General features: G+C 73.3%; 1 protein-coding gene. It reads left to right on the forward strand.

The features are described from left to right. Window positions 1–253 precede the first annotated feature (253 nt). A complete protein-coding gene (locus AC3EVP_RS17775) occupies window positions 254–18,886 on the forward strand; it encodes an SDR family NAD(P)-dependent oxidoreductase (RefSeq protein ID WP_435130980.1) in 18,633 nt (6,210 codons plus the stop codon). The last annotated feature ends 46 nt before the right edge of the window (window positions 18,887–18,932 follow it).

An 18,932-nucleotide genomic window follows, 5' to 3' on the forward strand; every position in this document is an offset into this window, starting at 1 on the left:
GACAGCCGCCGCGGCAGCGCCGAACCCCCACACCCGCGCACCGCGACGACCACCGACCGCACCATGTCACCGGCGGTCACCCCTACCTGTGTTAGGGGTCGAAACGAAGATCTCCAGGGGCCGTTAGGGGGACGCCGCTCCCGACCGCCGCCATAGCGTTCCGGCGGAGCACCAGAAGCCGGGCACAGCGCCGGAACCGGAATCAGGTACGACCGAGGGGCGAGAAGTGACAGCCGAAGGCCACGCCGTATCGATGGACCACGAATTCCCCGGCTGCTCCGCAGCGGACGTCGCCGTCGTCGGAATGTCCTGCCGCCTTCCGCAGGCCCCCGACCCCGCCGGCTTCTGGCGGCTGCTGCGCACCGGCACCAACGCCGTCGCCGACGTCCCCGCCGGCCGCTGGCCCGACCAGGACGGCAACGACGGCCACGACCCGGCCCTGCGCGCCCTGGTCCGCCGCGGCGCCTTCATCGACGCCCCCGACGCCTTCGACGCCGCCTTCTTCGGCGTCTCCCCCCGCGAGAGCGCCGAGATGGACCCCCAGCAGCGCCTCGCCCTCGAACTCGGCTGGGAGGCACTGGAGGACGCCGGACTCGTCCCGGAGACCCTGCGCGGCCTGCCCGTCGGCGTCTACGTCGGCGCCATGGCCAGCGACCACGCCCACCTGACCGCTCTGCGCAGCCCCGGCGCCCTCAGCCACCACACCATGGCGGGCACCCACCGCGCCGTCATCGCCAACCGGCTGTCCTACTTCGCCGGACTGCGCGGGCCGAGCCTCACGGTGGACACCGGCCAGTCCTCCTCGCTCGTCGCCGTCCACATGGCCTGCGAGAGCCTGCGCACCGGCGAGGCCCGGCTCGCCCTGGCCGGCGGCGTCAACCTCAACCTCACCGAGCAGTCCGCCCTGCTGGAGGCCCGGCTCGGCGCGCTGTCCCCCGACGGGCAGTGCTTCACCTTCGACGAACGCGCCAACGGCTACGTCCGCGGCGAAGGCGGCGGCTTCGTCGTCCTCAAACTCCTTGCCGACGCCCTCGCCGACGGCGACGACGTCCACTGCGTCATCCGCGGCAGCGCCGTCAACAACGACGGCGCCGGCGACAGCCTCCTGGTGCCCACCGTCACCGGCCAGCGCGACGTCCTCACCCGCGCCTACGAACGCGCCGGCGTCGCCCCCGGCACCGTCCAGTACGTCGAACTGCACGGCACCGGCACCAAGGTCGGCGACCCCGTCGAGGCCGAAGCCCTCGGCCACTGCCTCGGCACCAGCCCCGACCGCCGGCACCCCCTGCTCGTCGGCTCCGCGAAGACCAACGTCGGCCACCTCGAAGGCGCCGCGGGCATCACCGGCCTGCTCAAGGTCGCCCTCATGCTCAAGCACCGCGAGATCCCGGCGAGCCTGAACTTCCAGCGCCTCAACCCCGCCATCCGCGCCGATGAGTGGAACCTGCGGGTCGCCGCCGCACCCGGACCCTGGCCCGAGCCGGCCGGCCCGCTGCACGCCGGGGTCTCCTCCTTCGGCATGGGCGGCACCAACTGCCACGTGGTGCTCAGCTCCCCGCTACGGGCACCCGAGCCCGCCCCCGACCCCGCGCCGCAGCCCGCACCCGGCGAACTGGCCCTCGTGCTCTCCGCCAAGTCCGCCGCCGCACTGCGCGCCCAGGCCGAACGCCTCCGGCACCGGATGGCAGCCGACCCCGCGCCCCGCCCCGCGGACATCGCCTGGTCCCTGCTCACCGCCCGCTCCACCTTCGACCACCGCGCCGCCGTCGTCGGCGCCGACCCGGACCGACTGGCCGCCGCACTCGCCGCACTGGCCGCAGGAGAGCCCGCCGCCGGCCTCGTCCAGGGCCACGCGGCCCGCCCCGACCACCGGGTGGCGTTCGTCTTCCCCGGCCAGGGCGCCCAGTGGACCGGCATGGCCACCGCACTGACAGCCGCCTCCCCGGTCTTCCGCGCCGCCCTCGAGGAATGCGCACAGGCCCTGCGCCCGTTCGTCGACTGGTCGCTGACCGACGCCCTGGACGACGAGGCCCTGCTCGCCCGCGTCGACGTCGTCCAGCCGGCCCTGTGGGCCGTCATGGTCTCCCTCGCCCGCCTGTGGCGCTGGATGGGCGTGGAGCCGGCCGCCGTCGTCGGGCACTCCCAGGGCGAGATCGCCGCCGCCGTCGTCGCCGGCGGCCTGTCACTGACCGACGGCGCCCGCGTCGTGGCCCTGCGCAGCCGGGCCATCGCCGAGACCCTCACCGGCCGCGGCGGCATGGCCGTCGTCTCCCTGCCCGCCCCCGACGCCGCCGCACTGATCGCCCCCTGGGACGGCCGCCTGTCCGTCGCCACCGTCAACGGCCCCGGCTCGGTGGTGGTCTCCGGCGAGTCCGCCGCCATCGACGAACTCGCCGCCCGCTGCGCCGACACCGGCATCCGCTTCCGCCCCGTCTCCGTCGACTACGCCTCGCACTCCGCGGCCGTCGAGGAGATCGAGAGCCGCCTGCTCGCCGACCTCGCGCCCCTGCGCCCCCGGACCGGCACCGTGCCGATGTACTCCTCCGTGACCGGCGCCCCCCTCGACACCGCGGAACTCGACGCGCACTACTGGTACCGCAACCTGCGCCAGACCGTGCAGTTCGAGACCGCGACCCGCGCACTGGCCGCCGACGGGACCACGGTGCTGGTGGAGGTGAGCCCGCACCCGGTGCTCACCGTGCCCGTCCAGGACACGCTGGACTCCCTCGGCGACACGGCCGGCCCCGCGCTCGTCACCGGCAGCCTGCGCCGCGACCAGGGCGGCCTGGACCGCTTCCTGACCTCGGTCGCGCAGGTCCACGTGCACGGCGTGCCCGTCACCTGGACCGCCCTGCTCGAAGGACTGCGGCCGCGGCGCGTCAAGCTGCCCACCTACGCCTTCCAGCGCGAACGGCACACCGTCGCCGGCCTCGGCGAGGCCCCCGCCCGGCAGCTCACCGCCGCACCGGCCGGTACTCCCGCGCCCGCCGCGGTCGCCGAGCAGGACGACGCGCTGCTGCGCGCTCTCGCCCCGCTGTCCGCCAAGGAACGCGACACCTATCTGCTCGGCCTCGTCCGCGACCACGCCGCCGCCCTGCTCGGCCACCGCGGCGGCACGGACGTCGACCCCGCCGTGCCCTTCCGCTCCGCCGGCTTCGACTCGATGACCGCCGTCGACCTGCGCAACCGGCTCCAGGCCGCCACCGGCCTGCCCATCCCGACCAGCATGGTCTTCGACTACCCCACACCCGCCCGCCTCGCGGCCTTCCTCGCCGACCGGCTCGGCGGCACCCGCGCCGCCGACGACACCGCCGCCCCGCTGCCCGCCCCCGCCCCGGCCACCGGCGACGACCCCCTGGTCATCGTCGGCATGTCCTGCCGCTTCCCGGGCGGCATCACCGGCCCGGACCGGATGTGGGACCTCGTCATCGGCGAGCGCGATGCCATCACCGGCTTCCCGACGGACCGCGACTGGGACCTGGAACACCTCTACGGCCCCGACACCGCGGGCCGCCTCGCCGGCGGCTTCGTCGAGGGCGCGTTGGACTTCGACGCCGGTTTCTTCGCGATGTCGCCGCGGGAGGCGCTGGCCACGGACCCGCAGCAGCGGTTGCTGCTGGAGGGGGCGTGGGAGGCGCTGGAGCACGCGGGTATCGACCCGCTCGCGCTGGCGGGTTCCCCGACGGGTGTGTTCGTCGGCAGCTACGAGTCCGGGTACGCGGAGGTGGTCTCCGCCGCGCTGCCGGACACGGACGCGGAGGCGCAGCTCCTCACGGGTGGTGCGCAGAGCGTCCTGTCCGGGCGGGTGGCGTATGCGCTGGGGTTGGTGGGTCCGGCGGTGACGGTGGATACGGCGTGCTCGTCGTCGCTGGTGGCGCTGCACCTTGCGGGTCAGGCGTTGCGGGGTGGGGAGTGCTCGCTGGCGTTGGTGGCGGGGGTGACGGTGAACGCGCTGCCGCACACGTTTGTGGGGTTTGCGCAGCAGGGTGGGTTGTCTGCTGATGGTCGGTGCAAGGCGTTTGCTGAGGCGGCGGATGGGACGGGCTTCAGCGAGGGCATGGGTGTGCTGGTGGTGGAGCGGCTCTCGGACGCCGAGCGGAATGGTCATCGCGTGCTGGCGGTGGTGCGGTCCAGTGCGGTGAACCAGGATGGTGCGTCGAATGGTCTGACCGCGCCGAACGGTCCGTCGCAGCAGCGGGTGATCCGGCAGGCGCTGGCCGCGGCCTCGCTGTCGCCGTCCGACGTGGACATGGTGGAGGCCCACGGCACCGGGACGACGCTGGGCGACCCGATCGAGGCCCAGGCGGTACTGGCGACCTACGGGCAGGGGCGGCCGGCGGAACGGCCGCTGTGGCTCGGCTCGTTGAAGTCGAACATCGGGCACACCCAGGCCGCGGCCGGGGTCGCCGGCGTGATCAAGACGGTGCTGGCGCTGCGGCACGGGGTGCTTCCGCGGACGTTGCACGTGGACGAGCCGAGTTCGCATGTGGACTGGGCTGCTGGTGAGGTGCGGTTGTTGACGGAGTCGGTGGCGTGGCCGGAGACGGGGAGGGTTCGGCGGGCGGGGGTGTCGTCGTTCGGTATTTCCGGGACGAACGCGCACGTGATCCTGGAGGCGGCGCCTGAGGTCGGTGCGGGGCCCGAGGCGGAGGGTGAAGCGGCACCGGCGGACGGTGCCGGGACGGTGTGGGTGGTGTCGGGTCGTACGGGGGAGGCGTTGCGGGCGCAGGCGGGGCGGTTGGTGTCGGCGGTGGAGGGCCGGGACCCGGTGGCGGTGGGTGTGGCGTTGTTGTCGCGGTCGGTGTTCGAGCATCGGGCGGTGGTGGTGGGTGCTGATGCGGGTGAGCTGACGGATGGGTTGCGGGCGTTGGCGGCGGGTGAGTCGGTGGCGAACGTGGCGCAGGGTGTGGGGCGGAACGGGCGCCGGGTGGCGGTGCTGTTCGCGGGCCAGGGTGCGCAACGGCTGGGGATGGGGCGGGTGTTGTACGGGGAGTCGGCGGTGTTCGCTGCGGCCTTCGACGAGGTGGTGGCGGAGTTGGACCGGCACCTCGATGTCCCGCTGCGGGAGGTGGTGTGGGGCGAGGACGCTGATGGGCTGAACTCCACGGGGTGGGCGCAGCCGGCGTTGTTCGCCGTCGAGGTGGCGTTGTTCCGGTTGCTGGAGTCGTTCGGGGTGGAGCCGGATTATCTGCTGGGGCACTCGATCGGTGAGGTGGCGGCGGCTTATGTGGCGGGGGTCTTCGACCTGCGGGATGCGTGCCGTTTGGTGGCTGCCCGCGCCCGTTTGATGCAGGCACTTCCGGCGGGTGGGGCGATGGTCGCTATCGCCGCCCCGGAGGCTGAGGTGCTGCCCCAGCTGCCCGAGGGCGTCTCGGTGGCGGCGGTCAACGCGCCTGGCTCGGTAGTGGTGTCGGGCGAGGAGGCCGCTGTCCTCGCGGTGGGTGAGCACTTCAAGGCGCAGGGCGTGAAGACGACGCGGCTGCGGGTGTCGCACGCGTTCCACTCGGCCCTGATGGACCCGATGCTGGCGGACTTCACCGCGGCGATCGCCGACGTGACGTTCGCCGAGCCGCGCATCCCCGTGGTGTCGAACCTGACGGGTGAGCCCGCGGACATGACGTCCCCCACGTACTGGGCGCAGCAGGTCCGTTCGGCGGTCCGCTTCGCGGACGGGTTGGCGTGGCTGGCGGCGCAGGGCGTGGACACGTTCGTGGACGCGGGTCCTGACGGCGTCGTGGCGGGGCTGGCGCAGGCCAACGCCGAAGACGCGGTCGCGGTGGCCCTGATGCGCAAGGACCATGACGACGAGCGCACCGTGCTCCGGGCGCTGGGCCAACTCTTCGCGCACGGCGTGCCGGTGAGGTGGGACGGCCTGTTCGGCGACCGCAAGCCCACCTGGGTGGACCTGCCGACGTACGCCTTCCAGCGCCGCCGTTACTGGCCGCAGGCGTCCCTGGTCGGGGGCGACGTGACGGCGGCCGGGCTGGCATCCGCCGAACACCCGCTGCTCGGTGCGGTGGTGTCCGTGCCCACCTCGGACACGGTGGTCCTGACCTCGCGGCTGTCGCTCCGTACGCAGCCGTGGCTGGCCGACCACGCGGTGCACGGCACGGTGGTGTTCCCGGCAACGGGCCTGGTGGAGCTGGCGGTTCGGGGCGCGGACGCCGTGGGTGCGGGCGGGCTGCGGGAGTTGGCGGTGGAGGCGCCGCTCGTCGTCCCCGAGGCCGGAAGCGTCCAGCTCCAGGTCGTGGTGGCGGACTCCCGGGCGGAGATCTACTCGCGCCGCTCCGACGACGACGCGTGGCTCCGGCACGCGACCGCCGCACTCGGTGACGCCGTCGCCTCGGGTGAGGGCGGGTGGCCGTGGCCGCCGGAGAGCGGTGCGCGGGTGGACCTCGCGGGCTGCTACGAACTGGCCGCGGACGAGGGCCTGGTGTACGGCCCGGCGTTCCAGGGTCTGCGGCAGGTGTGGCGGGCCGACGGCGCGGTGCTGGCCGAGGTCGAGGTGCCCGAGGGCGAGGCCGACCGGGCCCGCAGGTTCGGGGTACACCCGGCGCTGCTGGACGCCGCGCTCCAGGCCGTCGCCTACGCGGGGTGGGACCCGGCGCTCCCCGGCCGGGTGCCGGTGGGCTTTGCCGACGCGACCCTGCACGCCGCGGGCGCGACCGCGGCCCGGGCCCGGGTGGTCCGCACCGGCCCCGACCGCGTGAGCGTCGAACTCGCCGACGCCAACGGCGCGTTGGTGCTGTCCATCGGCACTGTGACCCTGGGTGCGCCGCCCGCGTCCGGCCTGGCGGCCGGCGCCCGCAGCGGCACCGAGCTGGCCCTCGACTGGCCCGCGCTGCCCGTCCCCGACGACGGCGTGGACGACGTACACTTCGCCTTCGTCCAGGCACCCGGCGCCGACACCGCGTGGCTGCCGGAGGCCGCCTACCCGAGTCTCGACGACGTCCTCGCTGACGAACACCCGCCCCCGTACATCGTGGTGGCCGTGTCGGGGCAGTCCGCGGAGGACGCCGAGAACGCCGAGAACGCCGAGGACGCGCCGGACGCCATGGTGCGGTCGGTCCACGCCACCACCCGCCGGGCCCTCGAACAGCTCCAGTCCTGGCTGGCCGAGGAGCGCTTCGCCGACACGACGCTCGTCGCCCTCACCCGCGGCGCCGTCGCCACCCACCCCGACGAGCCGGTGCCGGACCTCGGCGCGGCCGCCGTATGGGGCCTGCTGCGTACCGCACAGCGCGAGCACCCGGGCCGCGTCCTGCTCGTGGACGCCGAACCCGGCAAGGCCCTCGACGTACGCCGGCTGGCCCGGGCCGTACGCACCGCCGAACCCCAACTCGCCCTGCGCGGCGAGGAGATCAGAGCGGCACGGCTGATCCGCGTCGCCCCGCGGGACGAGTCGCCGTACGCCGCCCCCGAGGGCACGGTGCTGGTCACCGGCGGTACGGGCGGGCTCGGCCGGGAGGTGGCCCGGCACCTGGTGCGTACGCATGGTGTGCGGAGCCTGCTGCTGGTGAGCCGGCGCGGTCTTGCGGCTGAGGGCGCACCGGAGTTGGCCGAGGAGTTGGGCGCGGAAGGCGCCGAGGTGACCGTTGCGGCGTGTGACGTGAGCGACCGTGATGCGCTGGCGGAGTTGCTGGCGGACGTGCCGTTGACCGGTGTCGTGCACACGGCGGGGGTGGTGGACGACGGGCTGGTCTCGTCGCTGACCGCGGACCGGCTGGCCCGGGTGCTGGCGCCGAAGGCGGACGCGGCCTGGCACCTGCACGAGCTGACCCGGGACCGCGACCTCACCCTCTTCGCGGTGTTCTCCTCGCTGTCCGGCATCCTCGGCAACCCCGGCCAGGCCAACTACGCCGCGGCCAACGTCTTCCTCGACGCGCTCATGCACGCCCGGCGCCACGCCGGCCTGCCCGGCGTCTCCATGGCCTGGGGCGCCTGGACCCAGGACGTCGGCCTCACCGCGGTGCTGACCGACGCCGACATGCGGCGGCTGGCCCGCTCGGGCCTGCGCCCGCTGTCGGTGCCCCAGGGCCTGGCCCTCTTCGACCGCGCCCTGACCTCCGGCCGGGCCCTGCTCGGCCTCGCCGACCTGGACCTCGCAGCCCTCCGCGCCCGCGACGACCTGCCCGTCTTCCGCGCACTGGCCGGCGGCCCGGCCCGGCGCCGGGCCGGCGACGCGCGGCGACTCGCCGGCGGCCTCGCCGAACAGCTCGCCGGGCTGACCGGGCCCGAGCGCGAGGACCACCTCCTCACCCTCGTCCGCGACCACGCGGCAGCCGTCCTCGGCCACGCCTCGGGCCGGCACCTCAGCGCCACCACCGCCTTCCGCGAGATGGGCTTCGACTCGCTGATGGGCGTCGAGCTGCGCAACCGCGTCAAGCGCGGCACCGGCCTGCCCGTCGCGGACTCGATGGTCTTCGACTACCCGACGCCGCTGCGCCTCGCCCAGTACCTGGCGGGCCTGCTCGACGGCGTCACCCCGAACGCGGGCGGCGCCGCGCCGGCCCGGGCGCTCGCCGACGACGACCGGCTGGCCATCGTCGGCATGGCCTGCCGCTTCCCCGGCGGCGTCACCAGCCCCGACGAGCTGTGGCAGCTCGTCGCCTCGGGCACCGACGCCATCGCGGGCTTCCCCGAGGACCGCGACTGGGACATCGAGCAGCTCCACGACGCCGAGGGCACCCGCAGCGGCACCTCCGTCACCCGCAGCGGCGGCTTCGTCGCGGCCGACGGCTTCGACGCCGCCTTCTTCGGCATCTCGCCCCGCGAGGCGCTGGCGATGGACCCCCAGCAGCGGCTGCTGCTGGAGACGTCCTGGGCCGCGCTCGAGGACGCCGGGATCGACCCCCAGTCCCTCGCCGGCAGCCCCACCGGCGTCGTCTTCGGCATCAGCCAGTCCGGCTACGGCGAGCTGGTCGGTTCGCTGGAGGAGACCCAGGGCCACCTCCTGACCGGCGGCGCCTTCAGCGTCGCCTCCGGCCGGGTCGCCTACACCCTCGGCCTCGAGGGTCCCGCGGTCACTGTGGACACGGCCTGCTCGTCGTCGCTGGTGGCGCTCCACCTCGCCGGCCAGGCGCTGCGGGCGGGGGAGTGCTCGCTCGCGCTGGCCGGCGGTGTCACGGTGATGGCCACGCCGAACACGTTCGTGGAGTTCAGCCGGCAGGGCGGTTTGTCGTCGGACGGGCGGTGCCGGGCGTTCGCGGACGCGGCGGACGGGACGGGCTGGTCCGAGGGTGTGGGTGTGCTGGTGGTGGAGCGGTTGTCGGATGCGGAGCGGAATGGTCACGAGGTACTGGCGGTCGTACGGTCCAGCGCGGTGAACCAGGACGGTGCGTCGAACGGTCTGACGGCGCCGAACGGTCCGTCGCAGCAGCGGGTGATCCGGCAGGCGCTGGCGGCGGCTTCGCTCACGCCGGCCGATGTGGACGCGGTGGAGGCGCACGGTACGGGGACGACGTTGGGTGACCCGATCGAGGCGCAGGCGTTGCTGGCGACGTACGGGCAGGGGCGGTCAGCGGAACGGCCGTTGTGGCTCGGGTCGTTGAAGTCGAACATCGGTCATACGCAGGCGGCTGCGGGTGTGGCGGGTGTGATCAAGATGGTGCTCGCGATGCGGCACGGGGTGCTGCCCCGCACCCTGCACGTGGACGAGCCGAGCACCCGGGTGGACTGGACGGCGGGGCAGGTACGGCTGCTCACCGAGCAGCAGCCGTGGCCGGAGACGGGTCGGGTGCGGCGGGCGGGTGTGTCGTCGTTCGGGATGTCCGGGACGAACGTGCACGTGATCCTGGAGGGCCCGGCGGCTCCGGCGGAGGTCGCGGACGCGGAAGAGGGCGAGCCCGACGACGCAGCCGTGGCGTGGGTGCTCTCCGCCCGGGCCGAGGACGGGGTGCGGGGTCAGGCGGAGCGTCTGCTGTCGGCGGTGGAGTCTGCGGAGTGGGAGCCGGTGGGTGTGGGTGCGGCGCTGCTGTCGCGGTCGTTGTTCGATCACCGTGCGGTGGTGGTGGGGGCGGACCGGGCCGAACTGGCGGCTGGGTTGCGGGCGTTGGCGGCCGGTGAGCCGGTGGGCCATGTGGTGAGTGGGGCCGCGCCTGCTGGTCGGGGTCGGCAAGTGGTGTTCGTGTTCCCGGGTCAGGGTGCTCAGTGGGTGGGGATGGCGGCGGGGTTGATGGGTGCCTCGGAGGTGTTCCGGGGGTCGATGGTGGCGTGTGGGGAGGCGTTGCGGCCGTTCGTGGAGTGGGAGTTGCTGGAAGTCCTGGATGACGAGGCTGCGTTGGCGCGGGTGGATGTGGTGCAGCCGGTGTTGTGGGCGGTGATGGTGTCGTTGGCGGCGGTGTGGCGTTCGTGGGGTGTGGAGCCGGCGGCGGTGGTGGGGCATTCGCAGGGTGAGATCGCGGCAGCCGTTGTCGCGGGTGGGCTGTCACTGGATGACGGTGCGCGGGTGGTGGCGTTGCGGAGCCGCGCTATCGCGGGCGAGTTGGCGGGTAAGGGCGGCATGGTCGCGGTCTCACTGCCAGTCGATGAGGTGCGCGAACTGCTGCCGGAGAACGTGTCCGTGGCGGTCGTGAACGGTCCGGGGGCGGTGGTGGCAGCGGGTCCGGTGGAGGAGCTGGAGGCGCTGATCGCCCGGTGCGAGGAGCGGGAAGTGCGGGCCCGCAAGGTCCCCGTGGACTACGCCTCCCACTCGGCGTACGTGGAGCTGATCGAGACCCAGGTCCTCGCCGATCTGGCCGAGGTGAGCCCGGTCACGTCCCCCGTGCCCATGTACTCCTCCGTGTCGGGCGAGCGCATCGACACCTCCACCCTGGATGCCGGTTACTGGTATCGCAATCTGCGGCAGACCGTGGAGTTCGAGCAGGCGACGCGGGCTCTGGCGGCCGATGGTTTCACCGCGTTCGTCGAGGTCAGCCCGCACCCGGTGTTGACGATGGCCGTGCAGGACACCTTGGGTGAGGACACCGTGGCGACGGGCACCCTGCGCCGTAACGAGGGCGGCTTGGACCGGTTCCTGCTGTCGGCCGCGGAGTTGTTCGTGCACGGCGTCTCCGTGACGTGGGACGGGCTGTTCGCGGGGCGGGTGTCGGGGCGGGTGAGTTTGCCGACGTATGCGTTCCAGCGGCGTCGGTACTGGCCGGAGCCGTCGTTGGTGGCGGGGGATGTGGCGGCGGCGGGGCTGGTGTCGGCGGAACATCCGCTCCTGGGTGCGGTGGTGTCGGTGCCGGGTTCGGGCACGGTCGTCCTGACGTCGCGGTTGTCGTTGCGGGCGCAGCCGTGGTTGCGGGATCACGCGGTGCACGGCACGGTGCTCTTTCCCGGAACGGGCTTTGTGGAGTTGGCGGTTCGGGGTGCGGACGCGGTGGGGGCGGGTGGTCTGCGGGAGTTGGTCGTGGAGGCGCCGTTGGTCGTTCCCGAGACCGGGAGCGTCCAGGTGCAGGTCGTCGTGGACGGGGCGGATCGTACGGTGGCGGTGTACGCCCGTACCGGCGAGGAAGAGCCCTGGACCCGCCACGCCACCGGGGCAACCGCCGTAGACGGCGCATCCGTTGACACCGCCGAGCTGGCGGGCGCGTGGCCGCCGCCGGGCAGCACACCGGTGGACCTCGCGGACTTCTACGAGCGCAGCGCCGACGACGGGTTCGGGTACGGCCCGGTCTTCCAGGGGCTGACCCGGGCGTGGCGGCAGGACGGCCGGATCTACGCCGAGGCGGCCCTGCCCGACGACCAGGGCACCGCCGCCACGGCGTTCGGCATTCACCCGGCGCTGCTCGACGCGGCCCTGCACCCGAACACCTTCGCCGGCCTGGACCCCGCCGAACTCGGCCGACTGCCCTTCGCGTTCAACGACGTCACCCTGCACGCCGCCGGCGCGAAGGCCGTACGGGTGCGGATGGCGCGCACCGGACCGGACGCCGTCACGGCGGTCCTGGCCGACGAGACCGGCGCACCCGTGCTGTCGATCGGCTCGCTGGTCATGCGCCCGGTCCAGGAGCGGGCGCTCGGCGCGGGCCACACGGCGGAGACGGTGCTCGACCTCGTGTGGAACGAGGTGCCCGAGCCGGTCGGCGCCGCCGCGTCCGACGGCCACGTGCTGCTCGACGTGCCCGCCGCGGCGGACACCTCACCGGAGGCGGTCCACGCGGCCGTGGAATGGGCCCTGACCCAGGTGCGGGACTTCACCGGCGAACGGCTGGTCGTCCGCACCCGCGGCGCGGTCGCCGCCCACCCGGGCGAGACCGTCACCGATCTGGCCGCGGCCGCCGTGTGGGGGCTGGTCCGGTCGGCGCAGAGCGAGGACCCGGGCAGGTTCGTCCTGCTCGACACCGATGCCGACACCGATGCTGTCATCTCCTCCGACGTGCCGGCCCGCGCGCTCGGCACCGGCGAGCCCCAACTCGCAGTGCGCGGCGGTACGTTGCTCGCCCCGCAGCTGGTGCGCGCGGACGTGACGGGCGGCGCGGACACCGCACCCGTCACGCTCGACGGCACCGTCCTGATCACCGGCGGCACCGGCGGCCTCGGCAGCGCGGTCGCCCGGCACCTCGTGGCCGCGCACGGCGTACGCAGCCTGCTGCTGCTCAGCCGCCGGGGCGGCGCCGCGCCCGGCGCGGACGCGCTGGTCGAGGAGCTGACGGCCCAGGGCGCCGAGGTCACCGTGGCGGCATGCGACGCCGCCGACCGCGACGCGCTGGCGGCCGCCCTGGACGGCGTGCGCCTCGCGGGGGTGGTGCACACCGCGGGCGTCCTGGACGACGGCGTGATCTCCACGCTGACCCCCGGCCAACTCCACCGCGTCCTCACCCCCAAGGTGGACGCGGCCTGGCACCTGCACGAGCTGACCCGCGACCAGGACCTCGCGATGTTCGTGGTCTTCTCCTCGCTCGCCGGGCTCATCGGCAGCCCCGGCCAGGGCAACTACGCCGCGGGCAACGTCTACCTCGACGCCCTGGTACGGCACCGCCGGGCGGCCGGGCTCGCCGGTGTCTCCATGGCCTGGGGGCCCTGGGACCAGAGCCTCGGCCTGACCGGCGCGCTCTCCGGCACCGACATGCACCGGCTCGGCCGGCTGGGCATGCGCCCGATCTCGGAGCAGCAGGGCATGGCCCTCTTCGACCGGGCGCTGGCCGCCGACCGGCCGCTGCTCGGCCTGACCGAGCTGAAGGCCGCCGCCCTGCGGGCCACCGCCGACGTCCCCGCCCTCTTCCGCTCCCTCGCCGGCGGCCCGGCCCGGCGCACCCGGGCCCGCGCGGGCACCGCCGACCACACCGGCGGCGGCCTCGCCGCCCGACTGGCCGGGCTCAGCGCCGACCAGCGGCGGAGCCATCTGCTCGACCTCGTCCGCGACCACGCCGCCGTGGTGCTCGGCCACAGCTCGGCGAGCCAGGTCGCCCCCGAACAGCCCTTCCGCGACGTCGGGTTCGACTCGCTGACCGCGGTCGAACTGCGCAACCGGCTCCAGACCGTGACCGAAATCGCCCTGCCCTCGACCCTCGTCTTCGACTACCCCAACGCCGTCCGCCTCGCCGACTTCCTGGACGAGCGCCTCGGCGGCGTCGCGGCCACCCCGACCGAGGCGCTGCCCGCGCTGCGCTCGGTGGACGACGACCCCCTGGTCATTGTCGGCATGGCCTGCCGCTTCCCCGGCGGCGCCTCGGACCCGGACCGGCTGTGGGACCTGCTCGCCCAAGGCCGCGACGGCATGGGCGAGTTCCCCGGCGACCGCGGTTGGGACACCGGCCTGCTGACCGAACTCGCCCACGCCGGCGGCTTCGTGGTGGGCGCGTTGGACTTCGACGCCGGGTTCTTCGCGATGTCGCCGCGGGAGGCGCTGGCCACGGACCCGCAGCAGCGGTTGCTGCTGGAGGGGGCGTGGGAGGCGCTGGAGCACGCGGGTATCGACCCGCTCGCGCTGGCGGGTTCATCAACAGGTGTGTTCGTCGGCAGCTACCAGTCGGGTTATTCGGAGGTCGTCTCGGCGGCGTTGGTGGATGCCGACGCGGATGCGCAGTTGCTGACGGGTGGTGCGCAGAGTGTGTTGTCGGGGCGGGTGGCGTATGCGTTGGGGTTGGTGGGTCCGGCGGTGACGGTGGATACGGCGTGTTCGTCGTCGCTGGTGGCGCTGCACCTTGCGGGTCAGGCGTTGCGGGGTGGGGAGTGTGCGTTGGCGTTGGTGGCGGGGGTGACGGTGAACGCGTTGCCGCACACGTTTGTGGGGTTTGCGCAGCAGGGTGGGTTGTCTGCTGATGGTCGGTGCAAGGCGTTTGCTGAGGCGGCGGATGGGACGGGCTTCAGTGAGGGCATGGGTGTGTTGGTGGTGGAGCGGCTCTCGGATGCGGAGCGGAATGGTCATCGGGTGTTGGCGGTGGTGCGGTCCAGTGCGGTGAACCAGGATGGTGCGTCGAATGGTTTGACGGCGCCGAACGGTCCGTCGCAGCAGCGGGTGATCCGGCAGGCGTTGGCGGCTGCGGGGTTGGGTGCGGCGGATGTGGACGCGGTGGAGGCGCACGGTACGGGGACGACGCTGGGTGACCCGATCGAGGCCCAGGCGGTGCTGGCGACCTACGGTCAAGGGCGTTCGGAGGAGCGGCCGTTGTGGTTGGGTGCGGTGAAGTCGAACATCGGTCATACGCAGGCGGCTGCGGGTGTGGCGGGTGTGATCAAGATGGTGTTGGCGATGCGGCACGGGGTGTTGCCGCGGACGTTGCATGTGGATGAGCCGAGCTCGCACGTGGACTGGGAGCAGGGGCATGTGCGGTTGGTGACGGAGTCGGTGGCGTGGCCGGAGACGGGGAGGGTTCGGCGGGCGGGGGTGTCGTCGTTCGGTATCTCGGGGACGAACGCGCACGTAATCCTGGAGGCCGCGCCTGAGGTGGACGTGGAGCCGGAGTCCGTGGTGGGGGACGGCGCGGAGACGGTGTGGGTGGTGTCGGGTCGTACGGGGGAGGCGTTGCGGGCGCAGGCGGGGCGGTTGGTGTCGGTGGTGGAGGGTCGGGACCCGGTGGCGGTGGGTGCGGCGTTGTTGTCGCGGTCGTTGTTCGAGCATCGGGCCGTGGTGGTGGGTGCTGATGCGGGTGAGCTGATGGCGGGGTTGCGGGCGTTGGCGGCGGGGGAGTCGGTGGCGAACGTGGTGGACGGTGTGGCGGCCGGTGGCCGTCGGGTGGCGGTGTTGTTCGCGGGTCAGGGTGCGCAACGGCTGGGGATGGGGCGGGTGTTGTACGGGGAGTCCGAGGTGTTCGCTGCGGCTTTCGATGAGGTGGTGGCTGAACTGGACCAGCACCTCGAGGTCCCGTTGCGGGATGTGGTGTGGGGTGAGGACGCTGATGGGCTGAACTCCACGGGGTGGGCGCAGCCGGCGCTGTTCGCGGTCGAGGTGGCGTTGTTCCGGTTGCTGGAGTCGTTCGGGGTGGAGCCGGATTATCTGCTGGGGCACTCCATTGGTGAGGTGGCGGCGGCTCATGTGGCGGGGGTGTTCTCGCTGTCGGATGCGTGCCGTTTGGTGGCGGCGCGGGCGCGTTTGATGCAGGGGCTTCCGGCGGGTGGGGCGATGGTGGCGATTGCCGCGCCGGAGGAGGACGTACGGCCGCACCTGTCCGACGAGGTGTCGCTCGCGGCGGTCAACGCGCCCGGCTCCGTGGTCATTTCGGGCGATGAAGCCGCTGTTCTCGCGGTGGGTGAGCGGTTCAAGGCGCTGGGTGTGAAGACGACGCGGCTGCGGGTGTCTCATGCGTTCCATTCGGCGTTGATGGACCCGATGGTGGAGGACTTCATGGCGGCGATCGCCGACGTGGAGTTTTCGGAGCCGCGCATCCCTGTGGTGTCGAATTTGACGGGTGAGCCTGCGGACATGACGTCGTCGAAGTATTGGGCGCAGCAGGTGCGTTCGGCGGTGCGGTTCGCGGATGGTTTGGCGTGGTTGAGGGCGCAGGGTGTGGACACGTTCGTGGATGCGGGTCCTGACGGTGTCGTGGCGGGGTTGGCGCAGGCGAACGCCGAAGACGCGGTCGCGGTGGCCCTGATGCGCAAGGACCGTGACGACGCGGGCACCGTGCTTCAGGCGCTCGGCCAGTTGTTCGTGCAGGGCGTTCCGGTGGCGTGGGACGCGCTGTTCGGCTCGCGCAGGCCCACCGCCTGGGTGGATCTGCCGACGTACGCCTTCCAGCGGCGCCGTTACTGGCCGCAGGCGTCTCTGGTCGGGGGCGACGTGACGGCGGCCGGGCTGGTGTCGGCGGAGCATCCGTTGCTGGGTGCGGTGGTGTCGGTGCCGGATTCGGGTGCGGTGGTGCTGACGTCGCGGTTGTCGCTCCGTACGCAGCCGTGGTTGCGGGATCACGCGGTGCACGGGGTGGTGCTGTTCCCCGGAACGGGCTTTGTGGAGCTGGCGGTTCGGGGTGCGGATGCCGTGGGGGCCGGTGGTCTGCGGGAGTTGGTCGTGGAGGCGCCGTTGGTCGTTCCCGAGACCGGGAGCGTGCAGGTGCAGGTGGTGGTCAATGACGACAGTGGGCTCGCGGTGTACGCCCGTACCGGCGAGGACGAGCCCTGGACCCGCCACGCGACCGCCGTGCTCGGCGAGGTAGCCGCCCCCGAGCCGGCCGGGTGGCAGTGGCCGCCGGTGGACATCGCGCAGGCCGACATCGGCGACTTCTACCCGGCGCTCGCAGCCGACGGTTTCGTGTACGGCCCCGCGTTCCAGGGCCTGCGGCACGTGTGGGTTGGCGCCGAGGAGGTCTACGCCGAGGTCGCCGTGGCGGACGAGGACGCCGACCGGGCCCGCAGGTTCGGGGTGCACCCGGCGCTGCTGGACGCCGCGCTCCAGGCGAGCACCTTCGCCGGGCTCGACCCGGCGCCTGCCGGTCGTATGCCGTTCAGCTTCACCGACGTGGCCCTGCACGCGGGCGGCGCGACGGCGACCCGGGTGCACATGGTCCGTACGGGCCCCGACAGTGTCCGCGTCGAACTGGTCGACGCCGACGGCCGGTTGGTGCTGACGATCGGCACCCTGGTGCTCCAGCCGGTCACATCCACCGGCCCCGCCGGTGACGCCCAGGCGGGCGCGATGCTGGCGGTCGACTGGTCGTCGGTGGTGGCGGTGCCGGAGGAGGTGCCGGGTGCGGGTGCGGGTGTGGCGGTGTTCGGTGTGTCGGAGGACGTCGAACCGGGTGCGGATGTGCTGGTGTTGGCGGCCTACGGTGCCGCGGGCGATGTGGTGGGGTCGGCGCATGGGCTGACGGCGTGGGTGTTGGCTCAGGTGCAGCGGTGGGTGGGGGATGAGCGGTTCGGCGGGAGCCGGTTGGTGGTGGCGACGCGGGGTGCGGTCGAGGCGGAGCCGGGGGAGGCGGTCGCTGATCTGGCGGGTTCGGCGGTGTGGGGTCTGGTGCGGTCGGCGCAGGCGGAACACCCCGGGCGGATCGCCCTGGTGGACGTCGAAGCGTCGGCCACCTCTCTGGACACCGATCTCATCGCCAAGCTCGCGGCTGGTGGGGAGCCGCAGGTGGTCGTCCGGGAGGGTGTCGTCCGTGCGGCGCGCCTGGTGCGCGTGACGGCCACCCCGGACGCTCCGGATGCGGAGTCTGCGGGCTTTGGCGACGGTACGGTGCTGGTCACCGGTGGTACGGGCGGGCTCGGGCGGGAGGTGGCCCGGCACCTGGTGCGTACGCACGGTGTGCGGGACCTGCTGCTGGTCAGCCGTCGTGGTGGCGGCGCCGAACTCATCGCGGAACTGACCGAGTTGGGTGCCCGGGCCCGGGTTGCGGCCTGTGATGTCAGTGACCGTGGAGCGTTGGCGGAGTTGCTGGCGGACGTGCCGTTGAGCGGTGTGGTCCACACGGCGGGGGTGGTGGACGACGGGCTGGTCTCGTCGCTGACCGCGGAGCGGTTGGCCCGGGTGCTGGCGCCGAAGGTGGATGCGGCCTGGAATCTGCACGAGCTGACCCGGGACCGTGACCTCACGCACTTCGTGGTGTTCTCCTCGCTCGCGGGTGTGCTGGGCAGCCCGGGGCAGGGCAACTACGCGGCGGCCAACGTCTTCCTGGACACGCTCATGCAGCACCGCCGCCACGCCGGTCTTCCCGCGGTGTCGATGGCGTGGGGCCCGTGGTCTCAAGGTGCGGGTCTGACGGGTGAGTTGTCGGAGGCGGACATGCGCCGTATCACCGCCTCCGGGACCCCGCCCTTCACCGTGGACCAGGGCCTGGCGATGTTCGACGCCGCCCTCTCCGGTCCGCAAGCAGCCATCGCGCTGACCCGGCTGGACCTCGGCGCCCTCCGCACCCGCAGCGACCTCCCCCCGCTGTGGCGCACCCTCGCCGGCAAGCGCGGGCGGCCGTCCGCTGCCGACCGCCGACAGGAGGCCGGCACCCTGGCGGACCGCCTTTCGGCGCTGGCCCTTCCCGACCGTACGGAGCAACTCCTCGCGCTGGTACGCGACCACGTGGCCGCGGTGCTCGGCTATGCCTCGCGCGAGCAGATCGACACCACCCAGGCTTTCCGGGAACTCGGATTCGATTCCCTCAGCGCTCTGGAACTGCGCAACCGTCTCCAGACGGCGACCGGCCTCGCCATTCCGTCGACCCTGGTGTTCGACTATCCGAATCCGCAGCGCCTCGCCGGCCACCTCGCCGAGCAGTTCGGCGCGACGCCGGGCGCCGATAACGGCACCACCGCGGCATCCCTGCTCGCCCAACTCGACCTGATCGGTGGCTCATTGGCCGCAGCTGAGGTCGCGGCCGAGGAACGCGAGGCCATCGCGCACCGGCTGCGCTCGATCCTCGACTCCTGGCGCGGCGCCGAGGCGGAGGACACGGGCGAGGACGAGGACTGGGAGACCCCCGACGAGGTCTTCCGCTTCATCGACGACGAACTCGGTATTTCCGAAAGCGAAGTATGAGCGTGACCGGCGTCCACGATCGCCTTTGTAGCGCTTCATTCGACAC

The organism is Actinacidiphila sp. bgisy144, assembly GCF_057708105.1.

What these genes read in the sequence shown, in the direction of transcription:
- AC3EVP_RS17775 (WP_435130980.1), top strand. Translation starts at nt 254, where the DNA reads ATGGACCACGAATTCCCCGGCTGCTCCGCAGCGGACGTCGCCGTCGTC.